Origin of the sequence: Microbacterium sp. T32, assembly GCF_001619615.1 — a bacterium.
Taxonomy (GTDB): Bacteria; Actinomycetota; Actinomycetes; order Actinomycetales; family Microbacteriaceae; genus Microbacterium.
The window spans coordinates 90,280-116,733 of record NZ_LQQP01000007.1; the positions used below are offsets into that span (position 1 = coordinate 90,280).

28 protein-coding genes are annotated in these 26,454 nt (G+C 73.2%); 13 read left to right on the top strand and 15 right to left on the bottom strand.

Going from position 1 to position 26,454, the window contains the following annotated elements; all coding sequences use genetic code 11:
* Positions 1–3 precede the first annotated feature (3 nt).
* Entirely contained in the window at positions 4–1,872 is a 1,869-nt protein-coding gene (locus AVW09_RS03655) for a helicase HerA-like domain-containing protein (protein WP_063256713.1), read from the top strand.
* A 9-nt stretch (positions 1,873–1,881) separates the two neighbouring features.
* On the opposite strand, the gene AVW09_RS03660 is transcribed toward AVW09_RS03655, so the two are convergent.
* The 4 genes from AVW09_RS03660 to AVW09_RS03675 are packed head-to-tail and all read right to left on the bottom strand — an operon-like array spanning position 1,882 to position 6,459.
* Positions 1,882–3,417 (bottom strand): carboxylesterase/lipase family protein, encoded by a 1,536-nt coding sequence (locus AVW09_RS03660; RefSeq protein ID WP_063256747.1) that lies wholly within the window; start codon positions 3,415–3,417, stop codon positions 1,882–1,884.
* Positions 3,418–3,425: 8 nt separating this feature from the next.
* Positions 3,426–4,103, bottom strand: a complete 678-nt coding sequence (locus tag AVW09_RS03665; RefSeq protein WP_063256714.1) for a GAP family protein — start codon at positions 4,101–4,103, stop codon at positions 3,426–3,428.
* Between the two features lie 11 nt (positions 4,104–4,114).
* On the bottom strand, positions 4,115–5,821 hold the full coding sequence (locus tag AVW09_RS03670; protein WP_063256715.1) for a hypothetical protein: 1,707 nt from the start codon (positions 5,819–5,821) through the stop codon (positions 4,115–4,117).
* Positions 5,818–6,459, bottom strand: coding sequence for a response regulator (locus AVW09_RS03675; RefSeq protein ID WP_082822798.1), 642 nt, complete (start codon positions 6,457–6,459; stop codon positions 5,818–5,820). Before AVW09_RS03675 ends, AVW09_RS03670 begins: the two co-directional genes overlap by 4 nt.
* Positions 6,460–6,605: 146 nt before the next feature.
* Between AVW09_RS03675 and AVW09_RS03680 the strand changes: the two genes are divergently transcribed.
* The 5 genes from AVW09_RS03680 to AVW09_RS17860 are packed head-to-tail and all read left to right on the top strand — an operon-like array spanning position 6,606 to position 10,313.
* Positions 6,606–8,228 (top strand): SDR family oxidoreductase, encoded by a 1,623-nt coding sequence (locus AVW09_RS03680; protein WP_063256716.1) that lies wholly within the window; start codon positions 6,606–6,608, stop codon positions 8,226–8,228.
* Positions 8,229–8,237: 9 nt separating this feature from the next.
* Positions 8,238–8,717: a MogA/MoaB family molybdenum cofactor biosynthesis protein gene (locus AVW09_RS03685; protein WP_063256717.1), complete on the top strand. Its 480-nt coding sequence runs from the start codon at positions 8,238–8,240 to the stop codon at positions 8,715–8,717.
* Entirely contained in the window at positions 8,717–9,145 is a 429-nt protein-coding gene (locus AVW09_RS03690; RefSeq protein WP_063256718.1) for a molybdenum cofactor biosynthesis protein MoaE, read from the top strand. The genes AVW09_RS03685 and AVW09_RS03690 overlap by 1 nt, the downstream gene beginning before the upstream one ends.
* Before the next feature lie 26 nt (positions 9,146–9,171).
* The gene (locus tag AVW09_RS03695; protein ID WP_063256749.1) at positions 9,172–9,852 is read left to right on the top strand and encodes a hypothetical protein; all 681 of its coding nucleotides are present in this window, start codon (positions 9,172–9,174) and stop codon (positions 9,850–9,852) included.
* Between the two features lie 8 nt (positions 9,853–9,860).
* Positions 9,861–10,313 (top strand): helix-turn-helix domain-containing protein, encoded by a 453-nt coding sequence (locus AVW09_RS17860; RefSeq protein ID WP_063256719.1) that lies wholly within the window; start codon positions 9,861–9,863, stop codon positions 10,311–10,313.
* A gap of 3 nt (positions 10,314–10,316) precedes the next feature.
* Here AVW09_RS17860 and AVW09_RS03705 read toward each other — a convergent pair whose 3' ends face one another.
* The 5 genes from AVW09_RS03705 to moaA are packed head-to-tail and all read right to left on the bottom strand — an operon-like array spanning position 10,317 to position 14,067.
* Entirely contained in the window at positions 10,317–10,553 is a 237-nt protein-coding gene (locus AVW09_RS03705; protein ID WP_063256720.1) for a MoaD/ThiS family protein, read from the bottom strand.
* Positions 10,550–11,029 (bottom strand): cyclic pyranopterin monophosphate synthase MoaC, encoded by a 480-nt coding sequence (gene moaC / locus AVW09_RS03710; RefSeq protein ID WP_063256721.1) that lies wholly within the window; start codon positions 11,027–11,029, stop codon positions 10,550–10,552. Before moaC ends, AVW09_RS03705 begins: the two co-directional genes overlap by 4 nt.
* Positions 11,026–12,249 (bottom strand): molybdopterin molybdotransferase MoeA, encoded by a 1,224-nt coding sequence (locus tag AVW09_RS03715; protein WP_063256722.1) that lies wholly within the window; start codon positions 12,247–12,249, stop codon positions 11,026–11,028. Before AVW09_RS03715 ends, moaC begins: the two co-directional genes overlap by 4 nt.
* Positions 12,242–13,015 (bottom strand): HesA/MoeB/ThiF family protein, encoded by a 774-nt coding sequence (locus AVW09_RS03720; RefSeq protein WP_063256723.1) that lies wholly within the window; start codon positions 13,013–13,015, stop codon positions 12,242–12,244. The genes AVW09_RS03715 and AVW09_RS03720 overlap by 8 nt, the downstream gene beginning before the upstream one ends.
* Positions 13,012–14,067 (bottom strand): GTP 3',8-cyclase MoaA, encoded by a 1,056-nt coding sequence (gene moaA, locus AVW09_RS03725; protein ID WP_063256724.1) that lies wholly within the window; start codon positions 14,065–14,067, stop codon positions 13,012–13,014. Before moaA ends, AVW09_RS03720 begins: the two co-directional genes overlap by 4 nt.
* A gap of 70 nt (positions 14,068–14,137) precedes the next feature.
* On the opposite strand from moaA, the gene AVW09_RS03730 reads away from it, so the two are divergent.
* From AVW09_RS03730 to AVW09_RS03745, 4 genes are all read left to right on the top strand, one after another.
* Complete coding sequence (locus AVW09_RS03730; RefSeq protein WP_063256725.1) at positions 14,138–14,539, top strand: TOBE domain-containing protein; 402 nt, start codon at positions 14,138–14,140, stop codon at positions 14,537–14,539.
* 71 nt (positions 14,540–14,610) lie between these two features.
* Positions 14,611–15,369, top strand: coding sequence for a molybdate ABC transporter substrate-binding protein (gene modA / locus AVW09_RS03735; protein ID WP_063256726.1), 759 nt, complete (start codon positions 14,611–14,613; stop codon positions 15,367–15,369).
* Positions 15,366–16,148: a molybdate ABC transporter permease subunit gene (gene modB, locus AVW09_RS03740; protein WP_063256727.1), complete on the top strand. Its 783-nt coding sequence runs from the start codon at positions 15,366–15,368 to the stop codon at positions 16,146–16,148. Before modA ends, modB begins: the two co-directional genes overlap by 4 nt.
* Positions 16,145–17,176 (top strand): ABC transporter ATP-binding protein, encoded by a 1,032-nt coding sequence (locus tag AVW09_RS03745; protein ID WP_231901761.1) that lies wholly within the window; start codon positions 16,145–16,147, stop codon positions 17,174–17,176. The genes modB and AVW09_RS03745 overlap by 4 nt, the downstream gene beginning before the upstream one ends.
* A gap of 14 nt (positions 17,177–17,190) precedes the next feature.
* Here AVW09_RS03745 and AVW09_RS03750 read toward each other — a convergent pair whose 3' ends face one another.
* Positions 17,191–18,192: an FUSC family protein gene (locus tag AVW09_RS03750; RefSeq protein ID WP_082822799.1), complete on the bottom strand. Its 1,002-nt coding sequence runs from the start codon at positions 18,190–18,192 to the stop codon at positions 17,191–17,193.
* Positions 18,193–18,226: 34 nt separating this feature from the next.
* Positions 18,227–18,640, bottom strand: a complete 414-nt coding sequence (locus AVW09_RS03755) for a helix-turn-helix domain-containing protein (RefSeq protein WP_156495950.1) — start codon at positions 18,638–18,640, stop codon at positions 18,227–18,229.
* A gap of 226 nt (positions 18,641–18,866) precedes the next feature.
* Between AVW09_RS03755 and AVW09_RS03760 the strand changes: the two genes are divergently transcribed.
* Positions 18,867–19,601 (top strand): hypothetical protein, encoded by a 735-nt coding sequence (locus tag AVW09_RS03760; protein WP_063256731.1) that lies wholly within the window; start codon positions 18,867–18,869, stop codon positions 19,599–19,601.
* On the opposite strand, the gene cydC is transcribed toward AVW09_RS03760, so the two are convergent.
* From cydC to AVW09_RS03780, 4 genes are read right to left on the bottom strand one after another with little or no spacing between them, the layout of a single operon-like run.
* A complete protein-coding gene (gene cydC / locus AVW09_RS03765) occupies positions 19,596–21,308 on the bottom strand; it encodes a thiol reductant ABC exporter subunit CydC (protein ID WP_063256732.1) in 1,713 nt (570 codons plus the stop codon). The genes AVW09_RS03760 and cydC overlap by 6 nt on opposite strands.
* Positions 21,305–22,927 carry a thiol reductant ABC exporter subunit CydD gene (gene cydD / locus AVW09_RS03770; protein ID WP_063256733.1) on the bottom strand — a complete coding sequence of 541 codons (1,623 nt, stop codon included), beginning with the start codon at positions 22,925–22,927 and terminating at the stop codon, positions 21,305–21,307. The genes cydC and cydD overlap by 4 nt, the downstream gene beginning before the upstream one ends.
* The gene (gene cydB / locus AVW09_RS03775; RefSeq protein WP_063256734.1) at positions 22,924–23,955 is read right to left on the bottom strand and encodes a cytochrome d ubiquinol oxidase subunit II; all 1,032 of its coding nucleotides are present in this window, start codon (positions 23,953–23,955) and stop codon (positions 22,924–22,926) included. Before cydB ends, cydD begins: the two co-directional genes overlap by 4 nt.
* Before the next feature lie 10 nt (positions 23,956–23,965).
* Positions 23,966–25,408: a cytochrome ubiquinol oxidase subunit I gene (locus AVW09_RS03780; protein WP_063256735.1), complete on the bottom strand. Its 1,443-nt coding sequence runs from the start codon at positions 25,406–25,408 to the stop codon at positions 23,966–23,968.
* Positions 25,409–25,548: 140 nt separating this feature from the next.
* Here AVW09_RS03780 and AVW09_RS03785 point away from each other — a divergent pair, with 140 nt between their 5' ends.
* Together AVW09_RS03785 and AVW09_RS03790 are read left to right on the top strand one after the other, a co-directional pair.
* Positions 25,549–26,094, top strand: a complete 546-nt coding sequence (locus AVW09_RS03785) for a PadR family transcriptional regulator (protein WP_269454546.1) — start codon at positions 25,549–25,551, stop codon at positions 26,092–26,094.
* 99 nt (positions 26,095–26,193) lie between these two features.
* Entirely contained in the window at positions 26,194–26,451 is a 258-nt protein-coding gene (locus tag AVW09_RS03790) for a hypothetical protein (RefSeq protein ID WP_063256737.1), read from the top strand.
* The last annotated feature ends 3 nt before the right edge of the window (positions 26,452–26,454 follow it).

The window sequence follows — 26,454 nt, forward strand, 5'->3', positions numbered from 1 at the left end:
GGAATGAGCGACACGACGCCGTCCGTTCCCGGTTCCGCCGACGACCCCGAAGTCGCCCGCCTCCGCGCGGAGGCCGAGGCCGCCGAGGCGGAGCTGCGCCTCGCTCGCGCCCGCGCCGACCTGGCGGCGGCCGAGGCGGCGGCAGCGAAGGCGCGGGCAGCGGCCGACGGGGGCGCAGCGCCGGCGCCAGCACCCAGCCCGACGCCCGCACCCAGCCCGACGCCCGCGTCCGCTCCGGCCGACGCCCCCCTCACCGACGCGCAGGTCGCGACCATCGCCGCGGGCTATTCCGGAACGGCTCCCGCCCTCGACCTCGGCGTGCTCGTGAACGGTGGGCCGGTGGCATCCGTTCCCGTCCGGATCCCGCTCGCGATGACCAACCGGCACGGGCTCGTGGCCGGAGCCACCGGCACCGGAAAGACGCGCACGCTGCAGCTGCTGGCCGAGCAACTGTCGGCGAACGGCGTGCCGGTGTTCGCGGCCGACATCAAGGGCGACCTGTCCGGTGTCGCGGCCCCCGGGGTCTCGAGCGAGAAGCTGCTCGCGCGCACGGGCGCGCTCGGGCAGGAGTGGACGCCGCGGGCGTACCCGACCGAGTTCTACGCGCTCGGCGACGACGCGGCATCCGGGATCCCGGTCCGCGCGACCGTGTCGGGGTTCGGGCCGCTGCTGCTCAGCCGCGTCCTCGGCCTGAACGCGACGCAGGAGTCCAGCCTCGGCCTGGTGTTCCACTACGCCGACGAGAAGGGTCTCGCGCTCGTCGACCTCTCCGACCTGCGCGCCGTGCTGACGTTCCTCACCGGCGACGAGGGCAAGAGCGAGCTGAAGGACCTCGGCGGGCTGTCCGGCGCGACCGCGGGTGTCATCCTGCGCGAGCTCGTCGCGTTCTCGGCGGCGGGGGCCGACACGTTCTTCGGCGAGCCCGAGCTCGACGTCACCGCGTTCCTGCGCACGTCCGCCCAGGGGGAGGGGATCGTGAGTCTCCTCGAGGTGCCGCATGTGGCGTCCCGTCCCGAGCTGTACTCGACGTTCCTCATGTACCTGCTGGCGGAGCTGTACGAGGTGCTGCCCGAGGTCGGCGACCTCGACAAGCCGAAGCTCGTGTTCTTCTTCGACGAGGCGCACCTGCTGTTCCGCGAGGCGTCGAAGGCGTTCCTCGCCGCGATCACGCAGACGGTGCGCCTCATCCGGTCGAAGGGCGTGGGCGTCTTCTTCGTCACGCAGACGCCGAAGGACGTGCCGGGGGATGTGCTCGCGCAGCTCGGATCCCGCGTGCAGCACGCGCTGCGCGCGTTCACGCCCGATGACGCGACGGCGCTGCGCGCCTCGGTGCGCACCTACCCGGCCTCGGGCTACGACCTCGAGCGGGTCCTGCAGGAACTCGGCACCGGCGAGGCGATCGTCACCGTCATGGACGAGCGCGGCGTGCCGACGCCGGTCGCGTGGACGCGGCTGTTCGCCCCGCGCGCGTCGATGTCGCCGATCCCCGCCGCCGACCTCGCCGCCGCCGTGTCGGCATCCCCGCTCTTCGCCCAGTACGGAACGCCGATCGACCGCGAGTCGGCGCGCGAGATCCTCGCCGCCCGCATGCAGGCGGCGACCGAGGCGCGCGAGGCCGCCGAGCGGGCGAAGCAGGCGGCCGCGACCGAAGCCGAGTACGCGAAGCAGCAGGCGGCGATCGAGAAGGCCCACGCCGAGGCGCAGAAGAACGCGCAGCGCGAGTACGACCGGCTGCTCAAGAGCACCGCCGCACCGCGGTCACGCTCCAGCGCCCCCACGTCGCCGCTCGACGACCTCCTCGGTCGGGGTTCGACGAAGACGATCCTCAACGGCGTGATCCGCGGCCTCTTCGGCACCGGCCGCCGCCGCTGACCTCCCGCCTCAGGAGAACGACAGGACGGTGTCGCCCCAGGCGCGGCGGAGCTCGCCGTCGAGATCGTGGGTGACGACGTCGTGCCGGTCGATCACGAGCGTCGCGCGGGCGTCCTCTCCGTCGACGTCGAACGTCGGCCACGCGGGCGCGTTCGGGGCCTCGGGCTCCTCGCCGTGCGCGAACGCGGTCCATCTGGCCTGCATCCGTGCCGAGATCAGGTCGGCGACGCGGCGTCCTCCGAGCCTGAAGGTCGGGTCCTTCGGGCCGCTCACGAGGTTGCCCCACAGGTACGGCAGTTCGGTCGCGTGCGTGGCACCGAGACCGATGAGCCGCAGGAACGGCGCCGCGTGGTCGAAGCGGTACAGCCACACCGGTGCGACGGTCGAGTGCCCCTCCGCGACCCACAGCGTCGGCAGCCGGAACCCGATGTCGCGCGCGACGCCCAGGCCGATGGCGCGGTGCCGCACGTGCTCGTACGCGGTGAGGACCTGCTCGCGGGTCGGCAGCTCGACGCCGGTGTTCTCCGCGGCCATATCGGCGAACATCTGGTCGATGCGGTCACCGGTGATGGGGATGAGCGGCGACTTCATGAACGAGAACAGCGACGCCTCGTCCTTGTTCGTGCCGATCATCAGCGGAACCGGGATGCCTCGCCCCTCGCGCAGCACCGTGATCGGCGCCTCGGGGAGCAGGTCGCCGTCGACGACCGGCGCGAACGCCAGAGTGCCGGGGTCGGAGAGGGGGACCTCGTCGTACACGGCCTTGCCCGCGGTGACGACGGCGTCCACGGGGGCGGCGCGCAGGGCGTCGGGCGTGGTGACGCCCAGCTTCTCGAGGAAACGGCGGGCGACCTTTTCCGCCCGCGCCGTCCCGTACACGCTGGAGGCCGGGGACGACTGCGCGATCGCGCGGTGGAACAGCCCGCGGGCGGACGGGACCGCGAGGAGCGTGGTCACCAGGCCCCCGCCCGCAGACTCCCCGAACACCGTCACCCGGTCGGGGTCTCCGCCGAACGCCGCGACGTTCCGCTGCACCCAGCGGAGCGCGAGCAGCACGTCCTTGAGGGCGAGGTTGCCGTCGAAGCCGCCGTCGGCCACGGCGCCGGTCAGGTCGAGGAACCCGAGCGCGCCCAGGCGGTAGTTCACGGTGACCACGATTACGTCGCCCGCGGCCACCAGGGAGGTCGCGTCGTAGAGCGGCTGGCTCGACGAGCCGAACGTGTACGCACCGCCGTGCAGCCACACCATGACCGGTCGCGGCGTCGCGGCGTCGTCCTCGGGCACCCACACGTTGAGCGAGAGGCAGTCCTCGTCCTCGACGGCGCCCTCGCCGAGCGGCACGGCGGGGTTCACCGGCTGCGGGCAGACGGGGCCGAAGGCCGTGGCATCCACTTCTCCTCCGGCATCCGGGGCGGGCAGGGGGTCGCGCCAGCGGCGCTCGCCGGACGGCGGAAGAGCGAAGCGGATGCCGCGCCACGAGCGGACGGAGCGGTCGAGGACGCCGCGGAAGGTCCCGGCGGGGGCGGTGACGAGAAGAGTGTTCATGAGGGACCTCACGCGGTGAGCTGGTGGATCAGGTGGGACGCTTCGGTCGCGGCGAGGACGGCGAAGAGAACGGTCATGATGACGGCATTGTGGGCGATCATCTCGTCCTTGAGGCGGCGCAACGCGGCGACCACCGGCGGCAGGCCCGTCGCTCCGAGGATCGTCGGGACGACGAGCGTCAGCGAACCCGCGACGGCCAGCGCGACGCACAGCAGCACCGTCACCACGACGGGAAGGTGCGCCGTGCCGAGCACCGCACCGCCCTTCAGCTCGAGCGGCAGGTTCTTGCTGTTGGTCGCCGCCATGAGGAGCCCGAGGCCGGCGGCGCGGGCCGGGGTGATGGCATCCACCGCAGCGAGCCAGCTCGGGGTCGCCGGCGGGGTGCCGGGCTTCGGGCGACCGAGCCAGCTGACCACCGCGAAGGCGGCGAAGCCGACCGTCAGCAGGGCCGTGAGGATCAGGACGACGATCTTGCCGCCGCTGCCGTGGGAGGCGGCGGAGGCACCCGCGGACGTCGCGGCACCGACGGCGATGACCGCGAGGGTCACGGCCAGGAACGCGCCGGTGTAGGCGGGGGCCGCGGCGCGGCCGCGCGTGGACAGCAGGATCGCGACGACGGCGACGATCGGCAGGGGCGAGATCGCCATGCCGACGGCGAGGGGCAGAAGCGTGGAGAGTTCGGACATCGGCGCCGACGCTACGCGCGGCGCTCCGAGCCTCCGGCCGAATGTTCGGTCGACACGACAGAACCCGGCGCGTCGGCGACGAGGAAGAGCGCCTCGAGCACGGCGTCGTCGCCGCGCGCGGTGAGATGCGCGCCCAGGCGGTCGGCGCGCGAGCCGGTGCGCAGGTGCGCTCCCGCGCCCGGTGCACCGGACGAGATCACGCGGACCCGCAGGCGCGGCCCCGCGGCGGTCGCCCGCAGATGCACCTCCACACGCGCGGCGCGTCGCCGGGCGTGTTTCGCGGCGTTGAGCAGTCCCTCCGCCACGACGTCGACCACGTCGCGCGCGAGCGCCGCATCGTTCCGGAGCAGATCGCCCGCGTCGGCGTCGATCTCGGCGTCGACGGGCATCGCGACACCCCACGTCCGCAGCAGCGGCGTGAGCGACACCGCTTCGGGCGTCGGCGCCGGGGCGTCGAGCACACCGCGCACGGCGTCCGCGAGGGGCGCGAGCCCCGCCCGGAACGACGCGACCTCATCGGGCGTGGCATCCGGATGCCGGAGGGCGAAGTGCACCGCGGCTCCCTGTGCGTCCGCGTGCACGAGGTCGGCCGCGCGGTGCAGGCCCGCGCGGACGCGGCGCGTTCCGAGGTCGTCGGCGCGTCCGCGTGCGGCGATCGCGCTCGACAGGCGCCGACGCTCGACGCCCAGGGCGTGCAGCGCGCCACGCCCGCGCGCGAGGGCGAGCGCGAGCGCCGGATACGCGAGGATCGGCACGGCCGCGATCGGCAGCGACACCCCCTGGACCGCGGCGATCGCGGACAGCACCGCACCGACGAGGACCGACGCGGCCGCGAACACGCCGCCGCGCACGCGGGGCCGCCGGGCGAGCGGGCGCAGCCGCGACACGAGGTCGGCGACGGTTCCGCACAGCAGACCGGCCACGAGCCCGAGGCCGAGCGCGACCGGCGGGACACTGCGCAGCGCGTACGGGAGGACGGCGAGGGCGTAGAGCATCGCGGCCACGCCGATCGGCGGCAGGCGAAGCACGGAGCGCGTGCGTGCGGGTTGCAGTGGGGCAGCGACGTCGACCTCGTGAGACGGGGGAGCGGCGGCGCGGTCCGCCAGGTCGCGCGCGTGCACGCGGAGAGCGGATGCCAGCGCTCGGACGTCGTCGACCGTTTCCGGCTGCGCGGTCTCGAGGGCGTCGGCGGCGGCGCGGATCGCCGCGCGGGCGTCCGCGGTGTAGCGATGGACGCGTTCCGCGCTCCCGTTCCACTGCGCGAGCACCTGCGCGAGCAGCGCGTTCGTCTCGCGCGTCGACCGGGCGACGTCGACCAGCGCCGCGGTGCCGATCAGGGTGATCGCCCAGGCGAGGAGGTTCGTCGCCGCCCGCAGCGGCAGTTCGTCGGCGGACGCGACGGGAAGGCCCGCCCGTCGCGAGACCGCGTCCTGCAGGGCCGGTCGGGCGAGAGCGGTGAGCACGAGCGCGCCGACGACGATCGTCGCGCGGACGCCGGTGCGACGGGCGGCGCGCTCGGCGACGGCGACGAGACCCCACGCGAGCGCGAAGACCGCCGCCGTCGCCGTCGCCACGAGCGCGCGCTCGCCGCCGGAGATCTCCGCGGGCAGCGGGGCGAGCACGGTGAGGGACATCGCCGCGATCGCGACGAACGTCCACCGCGTGACGAAGCGTCCGCCGACGATCGCGCGGTGCACCGCGCGCAGCGGCGTCCTCACGCGACGGGGCCGAATTCGGCGAGGTACAGGGCGCTGGCCCGCACGCGCGGGTTCGTGCCGGTCGCCGCCGCGAGGTCGAGGCGGGCGAAGATGCGGCTCACGGCGCGCTCGACGGCCCGGGTCGTCGTGCCGCGCTCGTGGGCGATCTGCTCGTTGGACCAGCCGCGCGCGACGAGCGCGAGGATCTCGATCTGACGGCGTGTGAGGGCGGCCAGCGGCGAGACGCGCACCGGCGCGGGGGGAGCCGGGGGAGTGGTCGTGCGCAGCGCCGCCTCGACGGCATCCACCACCACCTCCGCCGAGCTGACGTCGAGCTTCGACACGAACACCGCCCCGCGGGGTCCGGGGTGCCCCGCCGCGGCAACCGCCGCGGGGAAGCTGCTGAGGAACACGACCGCGAGGTGCGGGGCGAGCCCGGTGAGCATCGTGGCGAGTTCCACGCCCGAGGGGCGCGATCCGAGGTCGATGTCGGTGAGCAGGACATCGGGATCGGTTTCGGCGAACAGCGTGGTCGCCTCGGCGGCGTCGGCCGCGCCGGTGACCTCGAAACCGCGGTGGGTGAGCATGTCGCACAACAGCGCGCGCATCGCAGGCTGATCCTCCACGACGAGCACGCGTCGCACCCACGCGGTCACCACGTCCCTCACACTATCTCTGCGTGAGTCGCCAGCATTTGTCGCCTCCGGCGCGGTTGCGGCGACAAATCCCGGCAACTCACGCGAGACGGTGGGGACCATGTCGTCAAGCCCCCCGGGATGTCGGGGGCCGGGCGTACCTTTTCGGCATGAGCGAGCTGTCCGCCCCCACCGGCCGTGAACCCGCGCTCGTCGCGCAGCCCCGTCCCGACGGGTCCTCGCCACGCGCCCTCGTCCTCGGCGCCACCGGCTATCTCGGCGGCCGCCTCGTGCCCCGGCTCATCTCCGCCGGCTACCGCGTGCGGGTGCTCGCACGCGATGCGCGGCGCGTCGAGGCGTTCCCGTGGGGGCACGACGTCGAGACGGTCGAGGGCGACGCCACCGACGCGGCGGCCGTGGCGCGCGCGGTCGACGGTGTCGACGTTCTCTACTACCTGATCCATTCGATGGGCGGCGGCCGCGATTTCGAGAACACCGACCGTCGCGCGGCGCACACGGTCGCCGACGCCGCGGCCGCGGCATCCGTCTCCCGCATCGTCTACCTCGGCGGGCTGCACCCCGACGACGCCCCGCTGTCGGCACACCTGCGGTCGCGTGTCGAGGTGGGCGAGATCCTGCTCGCCAGCGGCGTGCCGACGCTCGTGCTGCAGGCCGGTGTCGTGATCGGGTCGGGATCCGCGTCGTTCGAGATGGTGCGCCACCTCACCGATGTGCTGCCCTACATGCCCGCGCCGAAGTGGGTGCGCAATCACATCCAGCCGATTGCGGTGCGCGACGTGCTCCACTACCTCCTCGGGGCCGCGCGCGTCGCTCCGAACGTCAACCGCGCCGTCGACATCGGCGGACCCGACGTGCTGCGCTACGGCCAGATGATGAACGGCTACGCGCTCGAGGCGGGGCTCCACCAGCGGGCCATCGCGTCGCTGCCGGTGCTGACCCCGCGGTTGGCGTCGCACTGGGTGAACCTCGTCACGCCGATCCCGAAGTCGATCGCACGGCCGCTCGTGGAGTCGCTGCAGAACGACTGCGTCGTGAAGGACCGCGCGATCGACGACCTCGTGCCGCGCCCCGAGGGCGGGCTGATGCCCTACCGCGAGGCCGTGCGGCGCGCGCTCGGGCGCGTGAACGACGACGCGATCGAGACGAGCTGGCAGGATGCCGAGGTCTCGGGCGCTCCGAGCGACCCGCTGCCGAGCGACCCGGAGTGGGCAGGCCGTCTGGTGTACACCGACGAGCGGACCATGCGCACGAGCGCGAGTCCCGCGCAGCTGTGGTCGGTGATCGAGGGCATCGGCGGCGAGAACGGCTGGTACTCCTCGCCGCTGCTGTGGGCCATCCGCGGCTGGATGGACCGGCTCGTCGGGGGAGTGGGCCTCGCGCGCGGTCGCCGGAGCCGGAGCGTCGTGACGGTCGGCGACGCGCTGGACTTCTGGCGCGTCGAGGCGATCGAGCCCGGGCACCTGCTGCGGCTGCGGGCCGAGATGAAGGTGCCGGGCGGGGCCTGGCTCGAGCTGCGGGCGAGCCCGGACGGCGACGGGGCGCGTTTCGACCAGCGGGCGCTGTTCTTCCCGACGGGTCTCGCGGGTCGCCTGTACTGGCTGTCGGTGCTGCCCTTCCACGGGCTCATCTTCAGCGGCATGGCGCGGCGGATCACGGCGGCCGCCGAATCCGTGCAGCGCGACGATCTGGAACCGAAGTCGAAGGCGGGGCGCATCGCCCCCGAGGTGCCCGAGGTCGAGACGCTTCCGTCGGCGGCCGACGCGCGCGCCTAGGCTGGAACGGTGCCGCACACCGCCCGAGTCATCACCGTGTCCGACCGCTCGGCCGCGGGTCTCCGCGAAGACCGCGGCGGTCCGCTCGCGGTGTCGCTGCTGCGCGACGCCGGCTTCGTCTGCGGCGACCCCGTCGTCGTGCCGGACGGCGCGGACAACGTCGAGGCCGCCCTCCGTGCCGCGGTCGCCGCAGGCACCGGGCTCGTCGTCACCACCGGCGGCACCGGCATCGCGCCGACCGACCGCACACCCGAGGGAACGGCTCGGGTGCTCGACCGCGAGCTCCCCGGCATCGCGGAGGAGCTCCGTCGCCGCGGCCTCGCCGACACCCCGCTCGCGGTGATCTCGCGCGGCCTCGCCGGAGTCGCCGACCCCGCGACCCTCGTCGTCAACCTCCCGGGATCCACGCGGGCCGTGGCATCCGGGGTCGCCGTCCTCGCCGAGCTCGCCCCGCACGTCCTCGACCAGCTCGCCGGAGGAGACCACTGATGAGCGCCGTCCGCATCGCCCACCTGTCCGAGGAACCGCTCGACCTCGACGCGCACCTGCGCGCCGTGGAGGACGACGCCTCGGGAGCGGTCACGACGTTCGTCGGCCGGGTGCGCAACACCGACCCGGATGCCAGCGACGCGGTCGTCGCGCTGGAGTACAGCGCCCACCCCGACGCGCCCGCTGCTCTCCACCGCATCGCCGAGCAAGCGGCTGCGGGCACCGACGCGATCGTGGCCGTGAGCCACCGCGTCGGACGTCTCGACGTGGGCGAGGCCGCCGTCATCATCGCCGTCGCCTCGGGTCATCGCGCCGCGGCGTTCGAGGTGTGCCGCACCGTGATCGAGACGATCAAGACCGACCTCCCCGTGTGGAAGCGCCAGGTCGAGGCCGACGGCACGACGGCGTGGAAGGGCCTGGGCGGCTAGGTATCTGATCTGATACTGTGGGCGCCATGTCGTCCGAGCTCCCCGCCGGCCTCGCCGAGGTCCTCGACTCAGCGGCGCGCCTTCAGAAACTCGTTCCCGACGCTGTGATGGTGGGCGGTTCGGCCGCGGCGCTCTATGCCCGCCACCGGATGTCCACCGATCACGATCACGTACTGATGGACCTGCAGGATCGCTTCGACCTCGTCCTGGACGCGCTCGAGCGCGATGGCGACTTCGTTCTGAACAGAGCCGTGCCCGGCAAGATCATCCTGGGCGAGCTCGGTGGCATCGAGGCCGGCGTGCGCCAGCTCATCCGCCGTCGACCGCTCGAGGTTCAGCGTGTCACCCTCCCGGCCGGAGGGGAGATCACGGTGCCGACGCTCGAGGAGATCGCGCGCATCAAGGGCTTCCTGATCGTCAAGCGCAACCAGATGCGGGACTACCTCGACGTCGCCGCGCTCTCCGGGGCGTTCGGAGCGGATCGCATTGGGGCTGTGCTCGCGGCCATCGACGAGTACTACACCGATCCCTCGCATCCGGAGGATCAGCCCGTTCAGGCCCAGCTGGCGCGTCAACTCGCCGACCCTGCCCCGAAGGACCATCGTGCGCTCGCCGGTCTGGCTTCCTACAAGGGCCTCGTCCCGCGATGGCGCGACTGGGAGGACGTCGTCGCTGAATGCCGGACCCTCGCGGTCCATCTCGTCTGAGGAGAGTCATGCCGCTGCGTTTCCGGAACATCGATGCCACCCCCGCCGACCCCGTAGAGGCCTGGGGCTTCGAGGGCATGCTCGCCGCGATCGACCGCGGGTACGCGAGCGATTGGCGCAAGCTCATCGACGCACTCGCCGACGAGCCCGCGCTGCGCGAGATCTACGACGACGCGCGAGACGCCGCGGAGTCCCGGGCCGCGGTCGCGCTCATCGACGCGGCGCTGGCGCTCACGCAGCGCACCGCTGAGCAGGAGGCGCTCGAGCGGCTCCGCGCCGCCTTCCGCCAGACCCGGCTCACGCAGGCGGAGGTGGCATCCCGGCTGGGGACGTCTCGTCCGCGGATGACCTCCTACCTGAGCGGTGCGGTCACGCCGTCGATGGACGTCCTCGTCGCGGTGGAAGCACTCGCGCGCGAACGTCGGACCCCGTCGCTGGTCGCGCACCTCGAGCTCGTGTAGCGCTCAGCCGCCCGCGAACGGCGGCAGCACGTCCACGTGCGTGACGCCGGCGAGGGGCGCGTCGTCGTCGCGGCGCTCGCCGTCGACGAGCACGGCGCAGCGGTCCAGGATGCCGGAAAGCGCGGGGTGGTCGGCGAGCACGGCCGCGCGCAGCACGGCGAGGGACGGTTCGGTGCGGTCCTCGGCATCCGTCCCCGCGGCCTCCGCGGCGGCGGCGAAGTAGCGCACCCGGACGCTCACGCGGACTCCCCGGGGCGGTGCCAGTCGCCGGACTTGCCGCCCGTCTTCGACACGATCCGCACGTTCTCGATGCTCGTGCCCTTGTCGAGACCCTTCACCATGTCGACGATCGCGAGGGCGGCGACCGAGACGCTCGTCAGCGCCTCCATCTCGACACCGGTGCGGTCGGCGGTCCCGACGGTGGCCTCGATCTCGACGCCGTCGTCGACGATCTCGAGGTCGACCGAGGCGCGGTGCACCCCGATCACGTGGGCCAGGGGGAGGAGCGTCGGGGTCGACTTGGCGGCCTGGATGCCGGAGATCCGCGCCACGGCCAGCACGTCGCCCTTCGGCGCGGTGCCGCCGCGGAGTGCCGCGACGACCTCGGGGCTGCAGCGCACGAACCCGCGCGCGGTCGCGGTGCGGACGGTGGGCTGCTTGGCGGTGACGTCGACCATGCGGGCGTGGCCCGCGGCATCCAGGTGGGTGAAGGTCATGGAATCAGCATGACATCGACGGGATCGCCCACGGCGACGGCGGACACCTCGGCGGGGACGATCGCGAACGCCTCGGCGCGCGCGAGAGACGCCGCGAGGTGCGAGCCGGAGCCGCCCGCGGTGGCCGGTCGGACGGTCCCGGCGACGAGGTCGACGGCCGCCGGGAGGTATTGGCGGCGGCCCGGTGGCGTGCGCCAGGACTCGGATGCCACGAGCCGGGCGCGGCGGCGGTCGACGGCGGCACGGCCCTGGAGCGCGAGCAGCGCGGGGCGGACGAACACCTCGAAAGACACCGCGACGCTCACGGGGTTGCCGGGGAGTCCGAACACGAGCCGACCGTCCTCGAGTGCGCCGAACGCCTGCGGTTTGCCGGGCTGCATCGCGACCTTCACGAAGGCGATGCGGTCGGACAGGGCCTGGCGCACCGGCTCGTATGCGCCGGCGCTCACGCCGCCCGTGAAGACGACCACGTCGGCCTCGGCCGCGCGGGCGAGGACCGCGTCGACCGTCCCGGCGTCGTCGGTCACGTGGGTGACGAGGACGACCTCGGCGTCCGCCTCCGCGACGAGGGAGGCGAGCAGCGTGGCGTTCGAGTCGGGCGTCTGGCCGCGGCCCGGAGGGGTTCCGGGCGTCACGAGCTCGCTCCCCGTCGACACCACGGCGACCCGCGGACGACGGCTTACCTCGAGGCGGTCGACGCCGGCCGCCGCGGCCGCCGCGAGCGCGTAGGGTCCGAGCCGCTCGCCCGCGCTCAGCACGACGTCGCCGGTGCGCACGTCCCCGCCGCGGCGACGGATGAACGCGCCCGTGGCGTCCGGCGCGCGGACGACCGAGACGGTACCGAGCGAGTCCGTCAGGCCGCCCGCGGTGTCCTCGAACGGGACGATCGTGTCGGCGGCCGTCGGAACGGGAGCACCGGTCATGATGCGGACCGCCTCGCCCGGGCCGAATGCCGGGTCGTCCGACGTGCCGGCCGGCAGATCCGCGACGACTCGCAGCGACACCGGGGAGGTGGCATCCGCGTTCTCGACGTCGGCGAAGCGGACGGCGAACCCGTCCATGGAGGAGTTGTCGTCGCCGGGGAGGTCGTGCCGGGCGTCCACGTCGGCCGCGAGCGTGCGGCCGGCGGCGTCGGCGAGCGGAACGGTCTCGGTCGGGGTCGGCGTCACGGTGGCGAGGATCCGGGCGCGGTGCTCCTCGACGGTCAGCAGCTCAGACACGCGGGGTCCTTCCGACGAGGGGGATGACGTCCTGGCGGGCGCGGAGCGCGTCGATCACGACGAGACGCCCGAGGAGCGGCTCTCCGGCGCCCGTGATGAGCTTGATCGCCTCGGTCGCGAGGAGTCCACCGACCTGCACGCACAGCGCACCGAGCACGCCGACCTGTGCGCACGTCGGCGGTTCGCCCACGGACTCCGGCGGGAAGACGTCGCCGAGCGTCACGGCGGCGTGCCCCTCGGGAGGCCGCGACCAGAACACCGTGGCCTGGGCCGACCACTCCTGCACGGCGCCCCACACCAGTGGCATCCCGAGCTCGTCCGTCGCGGATGCCACGGCGCTGCGGGTGTCGAACGTGTCGCTGCCGTCGATCACGACGTGCGCTCCGGCCAACAGCTCGCGGGCGTTGTCGGGGGTCAGCCGCAGCCGACGTTCCCGGACGACGGTGAGCGGCGACAGATCGCGGATCGCCCGGGCGGCGGATGCCGTCTTCGGGGCGCCGATGTCGTCCACGCGGTGAATGAGCTGCCGCTGCAGGTTCGTCCGCTCGACCACGTCGTCGTCGATCACGATCAGTTCGCCGATGCCCGCGGCGGCGAGCGCGAGCAGCACCGGCGACCCGAGCCCACCCGCGCCCACGACCGCGATGCGGGCGGCCGCGAGACGTCGCTGTCCTTCTTCGCCGATGCCGGTGAGGACGGCGTGGCGGGCCGTGCGGATGAGTTCTTCGGGGGCGAGGGAAGCCACCGGTTCGACGAGCGGGATCATCCGCCGATCGCGCTCATCGTGCGCTCCGGCTGGACGAAGTCGGCACGCGCCAGGCCGACACGGTCGGAACCGTGGGCGCGGGGCTTGCGCCACATGGCATCCCGCCAGATCTGCGCGAGGTCCGCGTCGCTCGCGCCGTCGCGCAGCGCCGTGAGCAGGTCGGTTTCCTCGTGCGAGAACAGGCAGGAGCGGATGCGGCCGTCGGCGGTGACGCGCGTGCGCGTGCACGCGGCGCAGAACGGTTCGGTGACCGAGGAGATGATGCCGACGTGCCCCGCGAGCGTGCGGTCGCCGCGGCGCCGCACCTCCCACCGTTCGGCTGGTGCCGCGCCCCGGCCGCGCGGGTCGGCGGCGAGGTCGAACACCTCCTCCAGCGCGGCGCGGATCTCGCGGGCCGGCACGACCTGCGTCTCGGTCCACGACCGGTCGCCGTCGAGCGGCATGTCCTCGATGAAGCGCATCTCGTAGCCGTGCGTGACCGCCCAGTCCACGAGCGGGACGACTTCGGTGTCGTTGATGCCGCGGAGCAGCACCGCGTTGATCTTGATGGGGCCGAGCCCGGCGGCCTGGGCCGCCTCGAGCCCCGCGAGCACCTTGTCGAGGTGCGGGCGGCGGGTGAGCTCGGCGAAGGTCTCGGGGTGGAGCGTGTCGAGCGAGGCGTTGAGGCGCGTGAGTCCGGCGTCCTTGAGTGCCTGCGCGCGGCGATCGAGGCCCACGGCGTTCGTTGTCATCGCGATCGGCAGGTCGGGGTGATCGAAGCGGATGCGGGCGATGACGTCCTCGAGGTCCTTGCGGACGAGCGGCTCGCCGCCGGTCAGCCGCAGCTCCTCGGCCCCGAGCGCGCGCACGGCGACGCGGACGATGCGCGCGATCTCCTCGCCCGTCATCAGCTGCTGCTGCGGCATCCATGGCAGGCCCTCCGCGGGCATGCAGTACGTGCAGCGGAGGTTGCACTTGTCGATCACCGACACGCGCAGATCGCGGGCGACGCGGCCGAACCGGTCCAGCAGACCGCCCTCGCGGGGCGCCCCGGTCTCGCGCACGGCATCCATGGGTCGAGCCTAGGCGAGCGAGGAGCAGCCGGGGTCGCCGCGCCGGGGTTCCCGGCGCTAGCGTCGTGCCATGCCGAACACCTTCCGCATCGCGCCCGCCGCGCGACTGCTCGGAGTCAGCGACGACACCGTCCGTCGCTGGATCGACCAGGGGATCCTGCCGACCACCGGCGCCACCCCCACGGAGATCCCCGGCGAGGCGCTGGCCGCCCGCGCGGTCGCCCTCGCGGACGAACCCGACGACCCGACCGGGGTCTCCTCGAGCGCCCGCAACCGCTTCGTCGGGATCGTCACGCGCGTGCGGATCGACGGGGTCATGGCCCAGGTCGACCTGCAGTGCGGGCCGCACCGCGTCGTGTCGCTGATGTCGGCCGAGGCCGCCGAAGAGCTCGGACTCGAGCCGGGCGCACTCGCCGTGGCATCCGTGAAAGCGACCGTCGTGACCGTCGAGACACCGCGCGAGCGGGGCTGATTCGCCGAATTCTCCGCTCATGCGGAAGAATGGATGCCGCGGGCCCCGGGCGCGCGGAAAGGATCCCTCCCATGCGCGTCCTGCGTCTGTCGCTCGCCCTCGCCGCCGCCCTGTCGCTCACCGCCTGCGCGTCCACCGCGCCTTCCTCACCGTCGTCCTCCGCGGACCCGGTGACCGGCACCGTGCAGGTGTACGCCGCCGCGTCGCTCCAGCGGGCGTTCGACGAGATCACCTCGGCGTTCGAGGACGCCCACCCCGGCGTCGACGTCGTGACGGTCTACGACGGGTCGAGCACGCTCGCGACGCAGATCGGACAGGGCGCCCCCGCGGACGTCTTCGCCTCCGCGGACGAGAAGAACATGCAGAAGATCGGCGACCTCGCCGTCGATGCCCGCATCTTCGCCGCCAACACCCTCGTCATCGCGGTTCCGAAGGGGAACCCCGGCGCGGTCGCGGGGCTCTTCGACCTCGCGCGTGTCCCGACCGTGCTGTGCGCGGCGGAGGTGCCGTGCGGGGCGGCGTCGGCGACGCTGCTGAAGAACGCCGGCGTCTCGGTAACACCCGTGAGCGCGGAGCAGAACGTCACGGCCGTGCTCACGAAAGTCGCCGCCGGTGACGCCCAGGCCGGTCTGGTCTACGCGACCGACGTCGCGGGGCGCGACGACGTCGAGTCGATCGTCCCGGCGGGGGCGGATGCCGTCGTCAACCGCTACCCGATCACGACCGTGCGGACCGCGGCGAACAGCGCCGGCGCGGCGGCGTTCACCGACTTCGTGCTGTCCGACGCGGGGCAGGAGATCCTCGCCGCCGACGGGTTCCGCGCCCCGTGAGCGGGGCGGGGTACGTCCCGCGCTGGCTCGTCGTTCCCGCGGCGGCCGGGCTGCTCTTCCTGCTCGTCCCGCTCGTGGCGCTCGTGACGCGCGTCCAGCCGGACACGTTCTGGGCGGACGTCACCTCGGATGCCGCGCGCTCGGCGCTGCTGCTGTCGCTCGGGACCGGGGCGGCGGCCACCGTGGTGTGCGCGGTGCTCGGCATCCCGCTCGCCCTGCTCATCGCCCGCAGCTCGCCCCGGACTGCGGCGTTCCTGCGCGCGGTCGTCACCGTGCCGCTCGTGCTCCCGCCCATGGTCGGGGGCGTCGCGCTGCTGTACCTGTTCGGCCGGAACGGGTGGTTCGGCGGGCTCGCCCTCCCCTTCACCACGGCCGCCGTCGTCCTGGCGCAGGTGTTCGTCGCGCTGCCCTTCCTCGTGCTCGCGGTCGAGGGGGCGCTTCGCAGCACCGGCGTCGAGGTCGAACGGACGGCGGCGTCGCTCGGGGCCTCGCGTCTGACGATCCTGCGGCGGGTGACCCTGCCGCTGGCGGCACCGGGCATCGTCGCCGGCGTCGTGCTGTGCTTCGCCCGCGCGATCGGCGAATTCGGGGCCACGGCCCTCTTCGCGGGCAACCGGCCGGGGGTCACGCAGACGATGCCGCTCGCGATCTACACCGCGTTCAACGGCGGCGGGGTCGCGCAGGGCACCGCGGTCGCCTTGGCGCTGCTGCTGTTGGTGACCGCGATCGCGGTGCTCCTCCTCGTCCGCGGGTGGCGGCCCGCGGTGGGCGCGCCGTGAGTGCCGCGCTGAGCGCGCACGTGGTGGTGCGGCGCCGGGCGTTCACGGTCGACGTCGCCCTCGACGTCGCCCCGGGCGAGACGCTCGCGGTCATGGGGCGCAGCGGCGCGGGGAAGTCCACGGTGCTCGAGGCCCTCGCGGGGCTCCAGACGCTCGACGGCGGCGAGATCTCGCTCGGCGGACGTGTGATCGACCGTGCCGCGCCCCCGCGCGTGCGCACGGACCCGATGCGCCGGGGCATCGTGCTGCTCGGGCAGGACGCGCGCCTCTTCCCGCATCTGTCCGTGCGGGAGAACGTCGCGTTCGGCCCGCGGGCGGCGGGTGTGGCCGCCGCCGACGCCCGCGCGGACGCCGACGCGTGGCTCGCCCGCGTGGGTCTGCCCGGGGTGGGCGACCGGCGGCCCGCCGAACTCTCCGGCGGCGAGCAGCAGCGCGTCGCGGTGGCGCGCGCGCTGGCCGCCCGGCCCCGGGCCGTGCTCCTCGACGAACCGCTCGTCGCTCTGGATGCCGTGACCGCCGCCGAGATCCGCGCGATGCTCCGCGAGGCGCTCGGCGGGGTGACCGCCGTCGCCGTCACGCACGACGCCGTCGATGCGGTCGCCCTCGCCGACCGGCTGCTCATCATGGAGGGCGGACGCGCGACACAGGTCGGCAGCGTCCGGGACGTTCTGGCGGCGCCGGCCACGGACGTCGCGGCGCGCATCGCCGGACTCGAGCGGCTGGTGGGTCTCGCGTCGCGCGGCGCGTGGGACGGGAGCGGATGGCGGCTGCGGTCGACCGTGCCGTTCGCCGGCGCCGACGGCTCCGCGCTGGCGGCGGTCTTCCGCGCCGCGCATGTTCGACTCGGCGACGGCCCGAACGGCTGGGATGCGGTGGTGCGGTTCTCGGAGCCCACCGTGACGGGCGTGCGCATCGTCACCGATCGCGGGGCCGCCGAGGTGCCGGTCGCCGACGCCGCGCGGCTCGCCCCCGGCGATGGCATCCGGTTCTCGATCGAGCCCGAGCACGTCCGGTTCGTCCCGGCCTGATCGGCCCCGCGGCGTCAGACGAGGTCCGCCGCTCTGCGGAGCGCCGGTCCCAGTTCGTCGGGCGTGCGCAAGGAACGACGTGCGTCCCCCACGGCGCGGCGCAGCGCCGGGGAGCCGGGCGTCGACCCGATGATCGCGGCGGCGGCGATCGCGTGGGCATCGCGGCACCACGTCACGGCGTGCGGCGGGGGTCGGCGCACGAGAGCGAGCGCTCGGCCCGCCTCGACCAACGCGACGGCGGACCGGTCGAGCTCGCGCAGCGCGCCGCGGAGCTGCTCCTCCGGAGCGCGGGCGGCCGCGGCATCCGTCGCCGCCAGACGATCCGAGACGGCCCCGAGCACGCCGACGAGCCGCAACCGTACGACGTCGGTCGTGCGCACGGGGACGACGAACGCGACGGCGGCAAGCCCGATGGCCACGCCGAGCACGATCTCGACCAGCCGCTGCCCGATGAGCGGGGCCGCCGCGCCGGTGAGGCGTTCGAGGAGGGTCAGCGCCATCGTGACGCCGAAGGCCCACGCGACGTACCCCACGTCGCGGAACAGGATGCCGAATCCCACCGCCGCGAGCGCTCCGACGACGAGCGCGGTGTCGCCTCCGGAGAGCGCGGTTCCCGGGACGAGCGCGAGCACCGAGCCGGCCGCGGCGCCCACGAGCCGGTGCAGCCCGGTGCGGATGGCATCCGCTCGGCCCCTCGGCAGGTAGGCCACGATCACCGTGCTGAGCACGACCCACGCCCCGTGCGCGCCGAAGACGAGACCGCCGACGAGGAAGGCGGCGACGAGGGCGACGGCGAGCTGGAGGGCCGCGCGGACCGCAGCCGACGGGCGGCGCCCTTCTCGCCCGGGTGGAACACGTCCTGCCGACTCCTCACGCGGCAGGAGACCGATCGCGCGGGCGGTGCCCTGCACGGCCCACACCACGATCCACGCGAGCACGGCGATGAGGATCGGAGCCGCCGCGGCCACGAGCGCCAGGGCCCCGTGGCCCAGGCGGGCCCGCCATCCGTCGCGCACGGCGACACGCTAGACCCCGCGCCGCGCCGCGCCGCTACCGGCGTCGGGAGCGTGTCGTGCGACCCGAGCCGAGCGCGCGGACCACCGCCCAGCCCCCCAAGCTCACCAGGCATCCCGCGGCGAAGGTTGCGACCGTCGCCGCGAGTCCGTCCGCGGGACGCAACTCGCCGCCGACCACGGCGGCATCCGGCTCGCGCACGACGGGAACGGCTGCCGTTCGCCCCGCGGCTCGGCGCGCGAGCTCGGCTCGTTGCCGCAGCGCCGCTTCCGAGTCCCCGCCCAGCACGCGCACGAGCGCATTGACCGTGCGCTCGCTCGGAAGCGCGCGGCCGGACAGCGCCTCGGAGATCACCGTGCGGGAGATCCCCGTCGAGTGCTGCAGGTGCGCCAGCGTCGGACTCCCGGCTTCCAGCCGTAGCCGGCGCAGGCTCTCTGCGAAGTCCGCCACGTCGTGTGTCGCGTGCGCAGACATCCCCCCATGGATGTCGTTCTCGTTCATCGCTCTTCCCCCCGAAAGATCGATCGGATTTTCCGGATACGTCCGGAACGGATCATTCCTGCCCCCATCCCGAACATACATGGTGGATTCTCCCCATGGGGGCGCCCGAGGCCTTCGCGCTCTGTTCGGCCTCGGGACCGAAGTCGACGGACTTCATGACGTGGGGGGACCGAGCATGCGTGACGACGTCGTCGGCGACGAGCCGGCCGTGCACATCGAGTACTGCGGGGAGTGGATGAGCGTCCGCCCCGGAGAGGTGTTCACGGTGGGAAGCGACGCCGATCTCGCGATCGACGACAACCCGTTCCTGCATCGACGTCTGCTCGAGATCACGGAGTTCGAGGGGCTCTGGGTGATCCGCAACGTCGGAGCCCGTCTCGTCGTGGCGGTCAGTGACGGCAGTGGCCGCCTGCAGTCCTGGCTGGCTCCCGGAGCCTGGCTGCCGCTCGTCTTCGGCCGCACCACGATCGTCTTCAGCGCGGGGCCGACGACGTACGAGATGACGCTCATGGTCGCGGAGCCGATCTTCAGCGAATCGCCGCGGTCCGCCATCGAGGAGACGCCCGCCGTCGGCGCCGTGACGTTGACGCTGTCTCAGCGTCAACTCATCGTCGCCCTCGCGGAGCCGCTGCTCCTGAGGGAGGGAGGCGGGCTCGCCGAGATCCCCACGAACGCGCGCGCCGCGGCGCGCCTGGGGTGGGCGATCACGCGGTTCAACCGCAAGCTCGACAACGTGTGCGACAAGCTCGACCGGGCCGGTGTCCACGGCGTGCGCGGCGGGGTCGGGGCCTACGCGACGAATCGGCGTATCCGGCTCGTGGAGTACGCCGTCGCGTCGCGGCTCGTCAGCCGGGCGGACCTTGCGCTGCTCGAGATCGATACGGTCCGGGACCGGAACTCGCGCTCATGAGGTGCTGAGCGGCCGAGGAGCACCCGCCACGACCCGGCCGCTCTCGAGGCGCACCGTGCGGTCGACCAGCTCGGCCGGTACGTCGATGTGCGACACCACGACCACGGCGCGGTCGCGATCCACCGCGCCGAGGAGGTCGCGGAGGAGGGCATCGGATGCCGCGGGGTCGACGCCCGCGGTGGGCTCGTCGAGCACGAGCACCGGGAATCCGTGCAGCAGCGCCCGTGCGAGGGCGAGCCGCTGCGCCTGGCCGCCCGAGACGAGTCCGCCGCGGTCACCGACCGTGGCATCCAGTCCTCCGCGTTCGGCGACCCAGGCGTCGAGTCCGACGCGGGCGAGGACCGCGGTGAGGTCGTCGTCGGTGGCGTCGTCGCGGGCGAAGAGCAGGTTCTGACGCACCGACTCGTCGAAGAGGTACGGCGTCTGCTCGACGAGTCCGACGGTGCGGCGCAGGTCGTCACCGGCGAGGGTCCGGGCTTCGACGCCGCCGATCGTGAACGAGCCGCCGTAGTCGAGGAACCGGGCCAGGACGTGGGCGAGGGTCGTCTTGCCCGCGCCGCTCGGTCCCGTGACGAGCACGCGTTCGCCGGCGGCGACGTGCAGCGTGACGTCGGCGATGCGGCCGGTGTCGTCGAGTCCCGCGTCGGACCGCGCCGGCCAGTGCGCGCGCACGTCGCGCAGTTCGATGCCGTCGCCCAGGACGGGCGCGACGCCCGTGGCGGCGGGTTCGTCGCGGGGGAGGCCCTCGGGGATCTCGGCCGGGACGGCGTCGGCGATGCGCTCGGCCGCGGCGTGCACCTGACGCCAGGATGCGAGGGCCAGCGGCACCGGCCCGAACACCTCGAACACCGCCATCGGCAGCAGCACGACGACCGCGAGCCCCGGGCCGGAGAGGGTGCCGCCCGTGACGCCCGGCGCGGCGACCGCGAGCGCGAACAGCGACGCCAGGCCCGCCAGCACCGACACGGTGCCGGAGGTCAGGCCCTGCGCGGCCCCGCGCCGCACGACCGCGCGGCGGAGGGCCCGGTCGGCGTCGCGCACGCGAGCTCGCGCGGCGTCGAGCGCGCCGTAGGCGGTCAGCACGTCGAGGTTCGTGAGGAGGTCGTGCACCGCGTCGGCGACGTCGGCGCGCAGGGGCGCGATGGCGCGTTCCGCGCGCGCCCCGGCCGCCCAGCCCACCGCGACCGACACCGCGAACGCCGCGGCCAGGCAGAGCAGCAGGACCAGCGCCGCGGGCCACGACACGAACGCCACGAACACGACCGCCGCGAGCGAGGTGAGCGCGGCGACCGAGAGGGGCAGCACGACCCGCAGGGGCAGGTTCTGCAGTTCTTCGACGTCGTCGACGACGCTCGAGAGCAGCCCGCCGCGCCGGGCGCGCGCGAGTCCGTCGGGGGCGAGCGGCACCAGCTCGCGCACGAGGTCCGCGCGGACGCCGGCGAGCCGTTCGAGCGCCGCGTCGTGGCCGGTGAGGCGCTCGAGGTAGCGGAACACCCCGCGAGACAGCGCGAACGCGCGCACCCCGACCACGGCGACGGAGAGGTACATCACCAGCGGCTGCTCGGCGGCCCGGGCGATGAGCCACGCGCTCGTCGCGAGCAGCGCCACCGCGCTCCCGGCGGTGCCGAATCCCGAGAGGATCGCCGGTGCGAAGCGCCGCCGAGACGGCATCGCCGAGGCCAGGACCCCGCGCACCCGTTCGTTCATGCGCGCACCCCCAGATCGATCACACGATCGGCGACCTCCCGCGCGGAGGGGCGGTGCGACACCAGCAGGACACCGGCGCCGCGATCGGCCTCGGCGCGCAGCGTCCGCCACACCTGAGCCTCGGTCTCGGCGTCGAGGGCGCTCGAGGGTTCGTCGAGGACGAGGATGCGCGCCCCCGCGACGCGAGACCGGTAGAGGGCGCGGGCGACGGCGACGCGCTGCGCCTGCCCGCCCGACAGCCCCGCGCCGCCCGCGCCGAGCGGGGTCGCCGGGTCGAGGTCGTCGGCTCCGGCGTCGGCGAGCGCGGTCGCGACGGCGGCGGGATCGGCGTCGGAGCCGAGCGCGACGTTCTCGCCGACCGTGCCGGACACGAGCCCGGGCCGCTGCCCCGCCCACGCGACGGCCGCGCGCGCGTGCGGCACGGCCGTGCCGTCGAGGCACACGCTGCCGTCGTACTCGGCGTACCCGAGGAGGGCCGCGAGCACGCTCGACTTGCCCACGCCGCTCGGGCCCGTCACCAGCACGACCTCGCCGGGGCCGACCGACAGCGAGACCGTCGGCATCCGGTGCGCCCCGCGGTCGACGCGGACGTCGCGCAGCTCGAGGGTCGCTCCGGTCGCGGCGGGGCCCTCCGGCGCCGGCGCGGTGCGGGCGGCATCCAGGGCGTCGAAGATCTCCTCGGTTGCCGCGACGCCCTCCGCGGCGGCGTGGAACTGCACGCCGACCTGGCGCAGCGGCAGGTACGCCTCGGGGGCGAGGAGCAGCGCGAACAGCCCGACCAGCAGGGTCAGGTCGCCGGAGAGGAGGCGGAAGCCGATCGTGACGGCGACGATGGCGACCGAGATGGATGCCAGGAACTCCAGCGCGAAGCCGGAGAGGAACGACACGCGCAGCACCGTCATCGTCTCGCGCTTGTAGTCGCGCGTGACCTTCTCGATCGTGTCGGCGGCGCGGTGCTCACGCCCGAACGCCTTGAGCGTGCCGAGGCCCTCGACGGTGTCGGCGAAGCGGGCGGCCAGGCGCCCGAGGGTGCCGTACTGCTTCTTCTGCACGGTGCGGGTCGCGAGGCCGATGAGCACCATGAAGATGGGGATGAGGGGGAGCGTCAGGAGGACGATGAGTCCCGACAGCGGGTCGGCGAGCGCGATCGCCCCGAGGAGGATCGGCGTCGTGATCACGGTGGCGACGAGCTGGGGGAGGTAGCGCCCGAAGTAGGCGTCGAGGGCCTCGAGTCCGTGGCCGGCCGTGACCGACAGCGACGCGGCGTTGCGGCGGCCGAGCCAACCGGGACCCAGGGTGGCGACGGCGTCGACGAGACGCTCGCGCAGCTGCAGCGACGCGGCCGCGGCGCCGCGGGCCGACACGCGTTCGGAGGCCGCGATGAGGAGGCCCCGGAGAACGACCAGCGCCGCCGCGGCCGCCACGTACCCCGTCAGCTCCCCGAGGGGGCGCCCGTCGATCGCGCCGACGAGGGCGGAGGTCAGTGCCCACGCGAAGCCGACGACGACCCCCGTCTGGGCGAGGACGATCGCCGCGCTGACCGCGAAGAAGCTGCGGGAGGCGGAGGCGTATCGCACCAGTCGGGGGTCGACGGGGCGCACCCGGGTCGTGTCGGTCAATGCGCCACCAGCGCGGCCTTCTCGATGCGGGCGCGGGTCACGCGCTTGCGGAACACCCAGTACGTCCAGCCCTGGTAGGCGAGGACCAGCGGCAGGAAGATCAGCGCCGCCCAGCTCATGATCGTGAGCGTGTAGTCGGTGCTGGAGGCGTTCTCGATCGTCAGGCCCGAACCCGGTTCGAGGGTGGAGGGCATGACGTTCGGGAACAGGGCGAAGAAGAGTGCGGCCACCGCGGTGATGATCGTGATGGCGCCGAGCGTGAACGCGGTGCCCTCGCGGTCGCGGAGGTTTGCGACCCAGGACCCGATGAGTGCGAGCGCCGCGACGCCGGAGAAGGCGACGACGCCGAGCAGGAGCGGGGCCTGGTTGTTCGCGGCCTGGATGATCGTCCAGACCAGGAACAGGGCGGCGGCGACGATCGTCAGGATGCCGGACTTCCGAGCGAGCGCGCGGGCGTCGGTGCGGACCTGGCCGTCGGTCTTCAACGCGACGAAGTAGACGCCGTGCGTGAAGAACAGCAGCAGGGTGACGACGCCGCCGAGGAGCCCGTACGGGTTGAGCAGCGTGAACAGGCTGCCGACGTATTCGTGATCGGCATCCAGGGGTACGCCCTGCACGATGTTCGCGAACGCCACGCCCCACAGGAGCGCGGGGACGGCAGAGCCGATGACGATCATCCGGTCGAAGCCGCGCTTCCACTTCAGCGACTCGCGCTGGTGGCGGTACTCGAAGGAGACGCCGCGGGCGATGAGCGCGAGCAGGATCAGCAGGAGCGGCAGGTAGAACCCGCTGAAGAGGGTGGCGTACCACTCGGGGAACGAGGCGAACAGCGCCGCCCCGGCCACGATGACCCACGTCTCGTTGAGGTCCCACACCGGGCCGATGGTGTTGATGATCTGCCGGCGGGCGATGTCGTCCTTACCGAGGAACGGCAGCGACATGCCGACGCCGAAGTCGAACCCGTCCAGGACGAAGTAGCCGATGAACAGGAATCCGACGATCCAGAACCAGAGGTATGCGAGATCCATGACTGTGCTCCTAGTAGACGGTCGTCGGGGTGTTCTCGACGGTGTCGGGCTCGCTCGGCGCGTTCGGGTCGGGCAGCGGGTCCGGGCCCTTCTGCGCGTACTTCTTGATGAGTCCGAATTCGACGACGGCGAGGGTGGCGTAGATCGCGGTGAAGGCGACGAGCGAGATCAGCACGCTCCATCCCGGGACGCTGGGGGAGACGCCGTCCTGCGTGAGCATCAGGCCGAACACGATCCACGGCTGGCGGCCCATCTCGGTGAAGACCCAGCCGACGAGGCTGCCCAGCAGCGGCAGCGGAGCCGCCCAGATCGCCACGCGCCACATCCACTGCGCGACCGGGCGCTTCGCGTTCTTCCGCGTGACCCAGAGGCCCACGACGCTGATGAGGGTCGCGAGACCGCCCAGCGCGATCATCCAGCGGAATGCCCAGTACGTCACCCACAGGACCGGGGCGAAGTTGCCGTTCACCTGGTCGGCGAACTGCGGGAACATCTGCTGGCTGTACATCGTGTTCAGGTCGTTGATGCCCTCGACGCAGCCGTCCAGCGAGTGGGTGGACAGGATGCTGAGGAGGAACGGCACGCGGATCGAGAACAGTTCGCTCGTGCCGTCGGGCGTGCCGAGCGTGAAGATCGAGAACGAGGCGTTCGCGCCGCACACGGTATTGAAGGTCGCCTCGGCCGCGGCCATCTTCATGGGCTGCGTGGCCACCATCACGAGGCTCAGCTGGTCGCCGGCGATCGCGACGAGGACGAAGGACACCACGGTCGACCAGAGGCCGAAGCGCAGCGGGGCACGCATCATCTCGACGTTGCGGCCGCGGGCCATATGCCACGCGGAGACCGACACGACGACCATCGCGGCGAACATCCACCCCGAGAAGATCGTGTGCGGGAACGCCGCGAGCGCCACCGGGTTCAGCAGCAGCTTGCCGAAGTCGACGAGCTCGGCGCGGTGGCCGTCGGCGGACATCTGGTAGCCGACCGGGTTCTGCATGAACGCGTTGGCCGCGATGATGAAGTAGGCCGAGAAGGTCGCGCCGAGGGTCGCGAGCCAGATGCTCGCGAGGTGCAGACCGCGGGGAAGCTTGTCCCACCCGAAGATCCACAGGCCGATGAAGGTCGCCTCGAGGAAGAACGCGAGGAGCCCCTCGAACGCGAGCGGGGCGCCGAAGACGTCGCCCACGAAGCGGGAGTAGGCGGACCAGTTCATGCCGAACTGGAATTCCTGCACGATTCCCGTCACGACGCCCATGGCGAAGTTGATGAGGAAGATCTTTCCGAAGAAGCGGGTGAGGTGCAGCCACTTCACGTCGCCGGTGCGGTACCAGACGGTCTGGAAGATCGCCACGACGAGCGACATCCCGAGCGTGAGGGGCACGAAGAGGAAGTGGTACAGGGTGGTCAGTCCGAACTGCCACCGGGCGAGGATGAGGGGGTCGAGCCACTCCACGAGATGCCTCCGATCGACGACCCTTTTCTGTGGTCTGACCACAGGCTACTCCGCGTCAGGATGCGGAAATCAGGGTTCACTCGGTGTCGAACCATATACTCGGAAAAGCATTCTGCGGTAGGTCGGAGGTCCCTGTGTCGGTGCGCCAGAGCCTGCTAGCGATCCTCGATCGGGGCGACTGCTACGGGTCCCAATTGCGCGCGGAATACCTGCGTCGGACGGGCGCTGCCGTGAACGTCGGCCAGGTGTACACGACCCTCGAACGTCTCGAGCGCGATGGCCTCGTCGAGAACCGCGGTGCCGATGACGAGGGCCGTGTCCTGTGGGGCGCGACCGCCGCCGGCCGGGCCGAGGCGCGCGCCTGGCTGGCCGCGGCGTCGCTCGCCGACCGCCGGGACGAGGTCGCCCTCCGCATCGCGCTGGCGCTCACCCTCCCCGGCGCCGACGTGCCCGGTCTGCTCGCGGCGCAGCGCACGGCCGTCCGCGAGGCGCTGGCGGCCCCGGTGCCCGAGGACGAGAACATGGATGCCGTGTCGCGGGCGGTGCTGGCGGCGGCCCGCCGTGCGCGACTCGAGGCAGACCTGCGTTTCCTGGACGAGGTCGAGCGCTTGGCCGGAGAAGCGGTGCCGTTCGACCTGTCGGACGAGCGTCCGCGCCGAGGACGGCCGGTCCGGAGCGTCGGCTGACCCCGTAACTCCGGTACGCCGATCCGTCAACCCCGGCGCGACATTTCGTCCGACGGCGCACTCTGGGACCACCCCCCCCGGTCGCAGAGGAGCTCGCTCATGGTCATGGACATTCCGATCAGCCGTCCGGGGCAGCGCGAGATCGTCACCGAGATCCCGTGGACCCGCATCGACCTCGACCTGTACGAGGTCGCCAGCGAGGGATGCATCGTCGGGTACGTCGAAGTCGTCGGCTCCGTCTTCGTCGCCCTCGGCGGCACGCGCTACGACCGCGCGGTCGAGGTGGCACAGCATCCGACGTTCCATGCCGCGGTCGACACGGTCCTGCGGCGGGCGGTCGGCGGGGGGCGGCGATGACCG

Excerpts from the sequence above, each read along its gene's own strand:
- AVW09_RS03665 (WP_063256714.1), bottom strand. The coding sequence starts at position 4,103 with ATGTCCGAACTCTCCACGCTTCTGCCCCTCGCCGTCGGCATGGCGATC.
- moaA (WP_063256724.1), bottom strand. The coding sequence starts at position 14,067 with ATGGATGCCGTGCGCGAGACCGGGGCGCCCCGCGAGGGCGGTCTGCTG.
- AVW09_RS03760 (WP_063256731.1), top strand. The coding sequence starts at position 18,867 with ATGCGTGACGACGTCGTCGGCGACGAGCCGGCCGTGCACATCGAGTAC.
- cydC (WP_063256732.1), bottom strand. The coding sequence starts at position 21,308 with ATGAACGAACGGGTGCGCGGGGTCCTGGCCTCGGCGATGCCGTCTCGG.
- cydB (WP_063256734.1), bottom strand. The coding sequence starts at position 23,955 with ATGGATCTCGCATACCTCTGGTTCTGGATCGTCGGATTCCTGTTCATC.
- AVW09_RS03680 (WP_063256716.1), top strand. The coding sequence starts at position 6,606 with ATGAGCGAGCTGTCCGCCCCCACCGGCCGTGAACCCGCGCTCGTCGCG.
- AVW09_RS03790 (WP_063256737.1), top strand. The coding sequence starts at position 26,194 with ATGGTCATGGACATTCCGATCAGCCGTCCGGGGCAGCGCGAGATCGTC.
- modA (WP_063256726.1), top strand. The coding sequence starts at position 14,611 with ATGCGCGTCCTGCGTCTGTCGCTCGCCCTCGCCGCCGCCCTGTCGCTC.
- AVW09_RS03720 (WP_063256723.1), bottom strand. The coding sequence starts at position 13,015 with ATGATCCCGCTCGTCGAACCGGTGGCTTCCCTCGCCCCCGAAGAACTC.
- AVW09_RS03660 (WP_063256747.1), bottom strand. The coding sequence starts at position 3,417 with ATGAACACTCTTCTCGTCACCGCCCCCGCCGGGACCTTCCGCGGCGTC.
- moaC (WP_063256721.1), bottom strand. The coding sequence starts at position 11,029 with ATGACCTTCACCCACCTGGATGCCGCGGGCCACGCCCGCATGGTCGAC.
- AVW09_RS03730 (WP_063256725.1), top strand. The coding sequence starts at position 14,138 with ATGCCGAACACCTTCCGCATCGCGCCCGCCGCGCGACTGCTCGGAGTC.
- AVW09_RS17860 (WP_063256719.1), top strand. The coding sequence starts at position 9,861 with ATGCCGCTGCGTTTCCGGAACATCGATGCCACCCCCGCCGACCCCGTA.
- AVW09_RS03655 (WP_063256713.1), top strand. The coding sequence starts at position 4 with ATGAGCGACACGACGCCGTCCGTTCCCGGTTCCGCCGACGACCCCGAA.
- AVW09_RS03690 (WP_063256718.1), top strand. The coding sequence starts at position 8,717 with ATGAGCGCCGTCCGCATCGCCCACCTGTCCGAGGAACCGCTCGACCTC.
- AVW09_RS03695 (WP_063256749.1), top strand. The coding sequence starts at position 9,172 with ATGTCGTCCGAGCTCCCCGCCGGCCTCGCCGAGGTCCTCGACTCAGCG.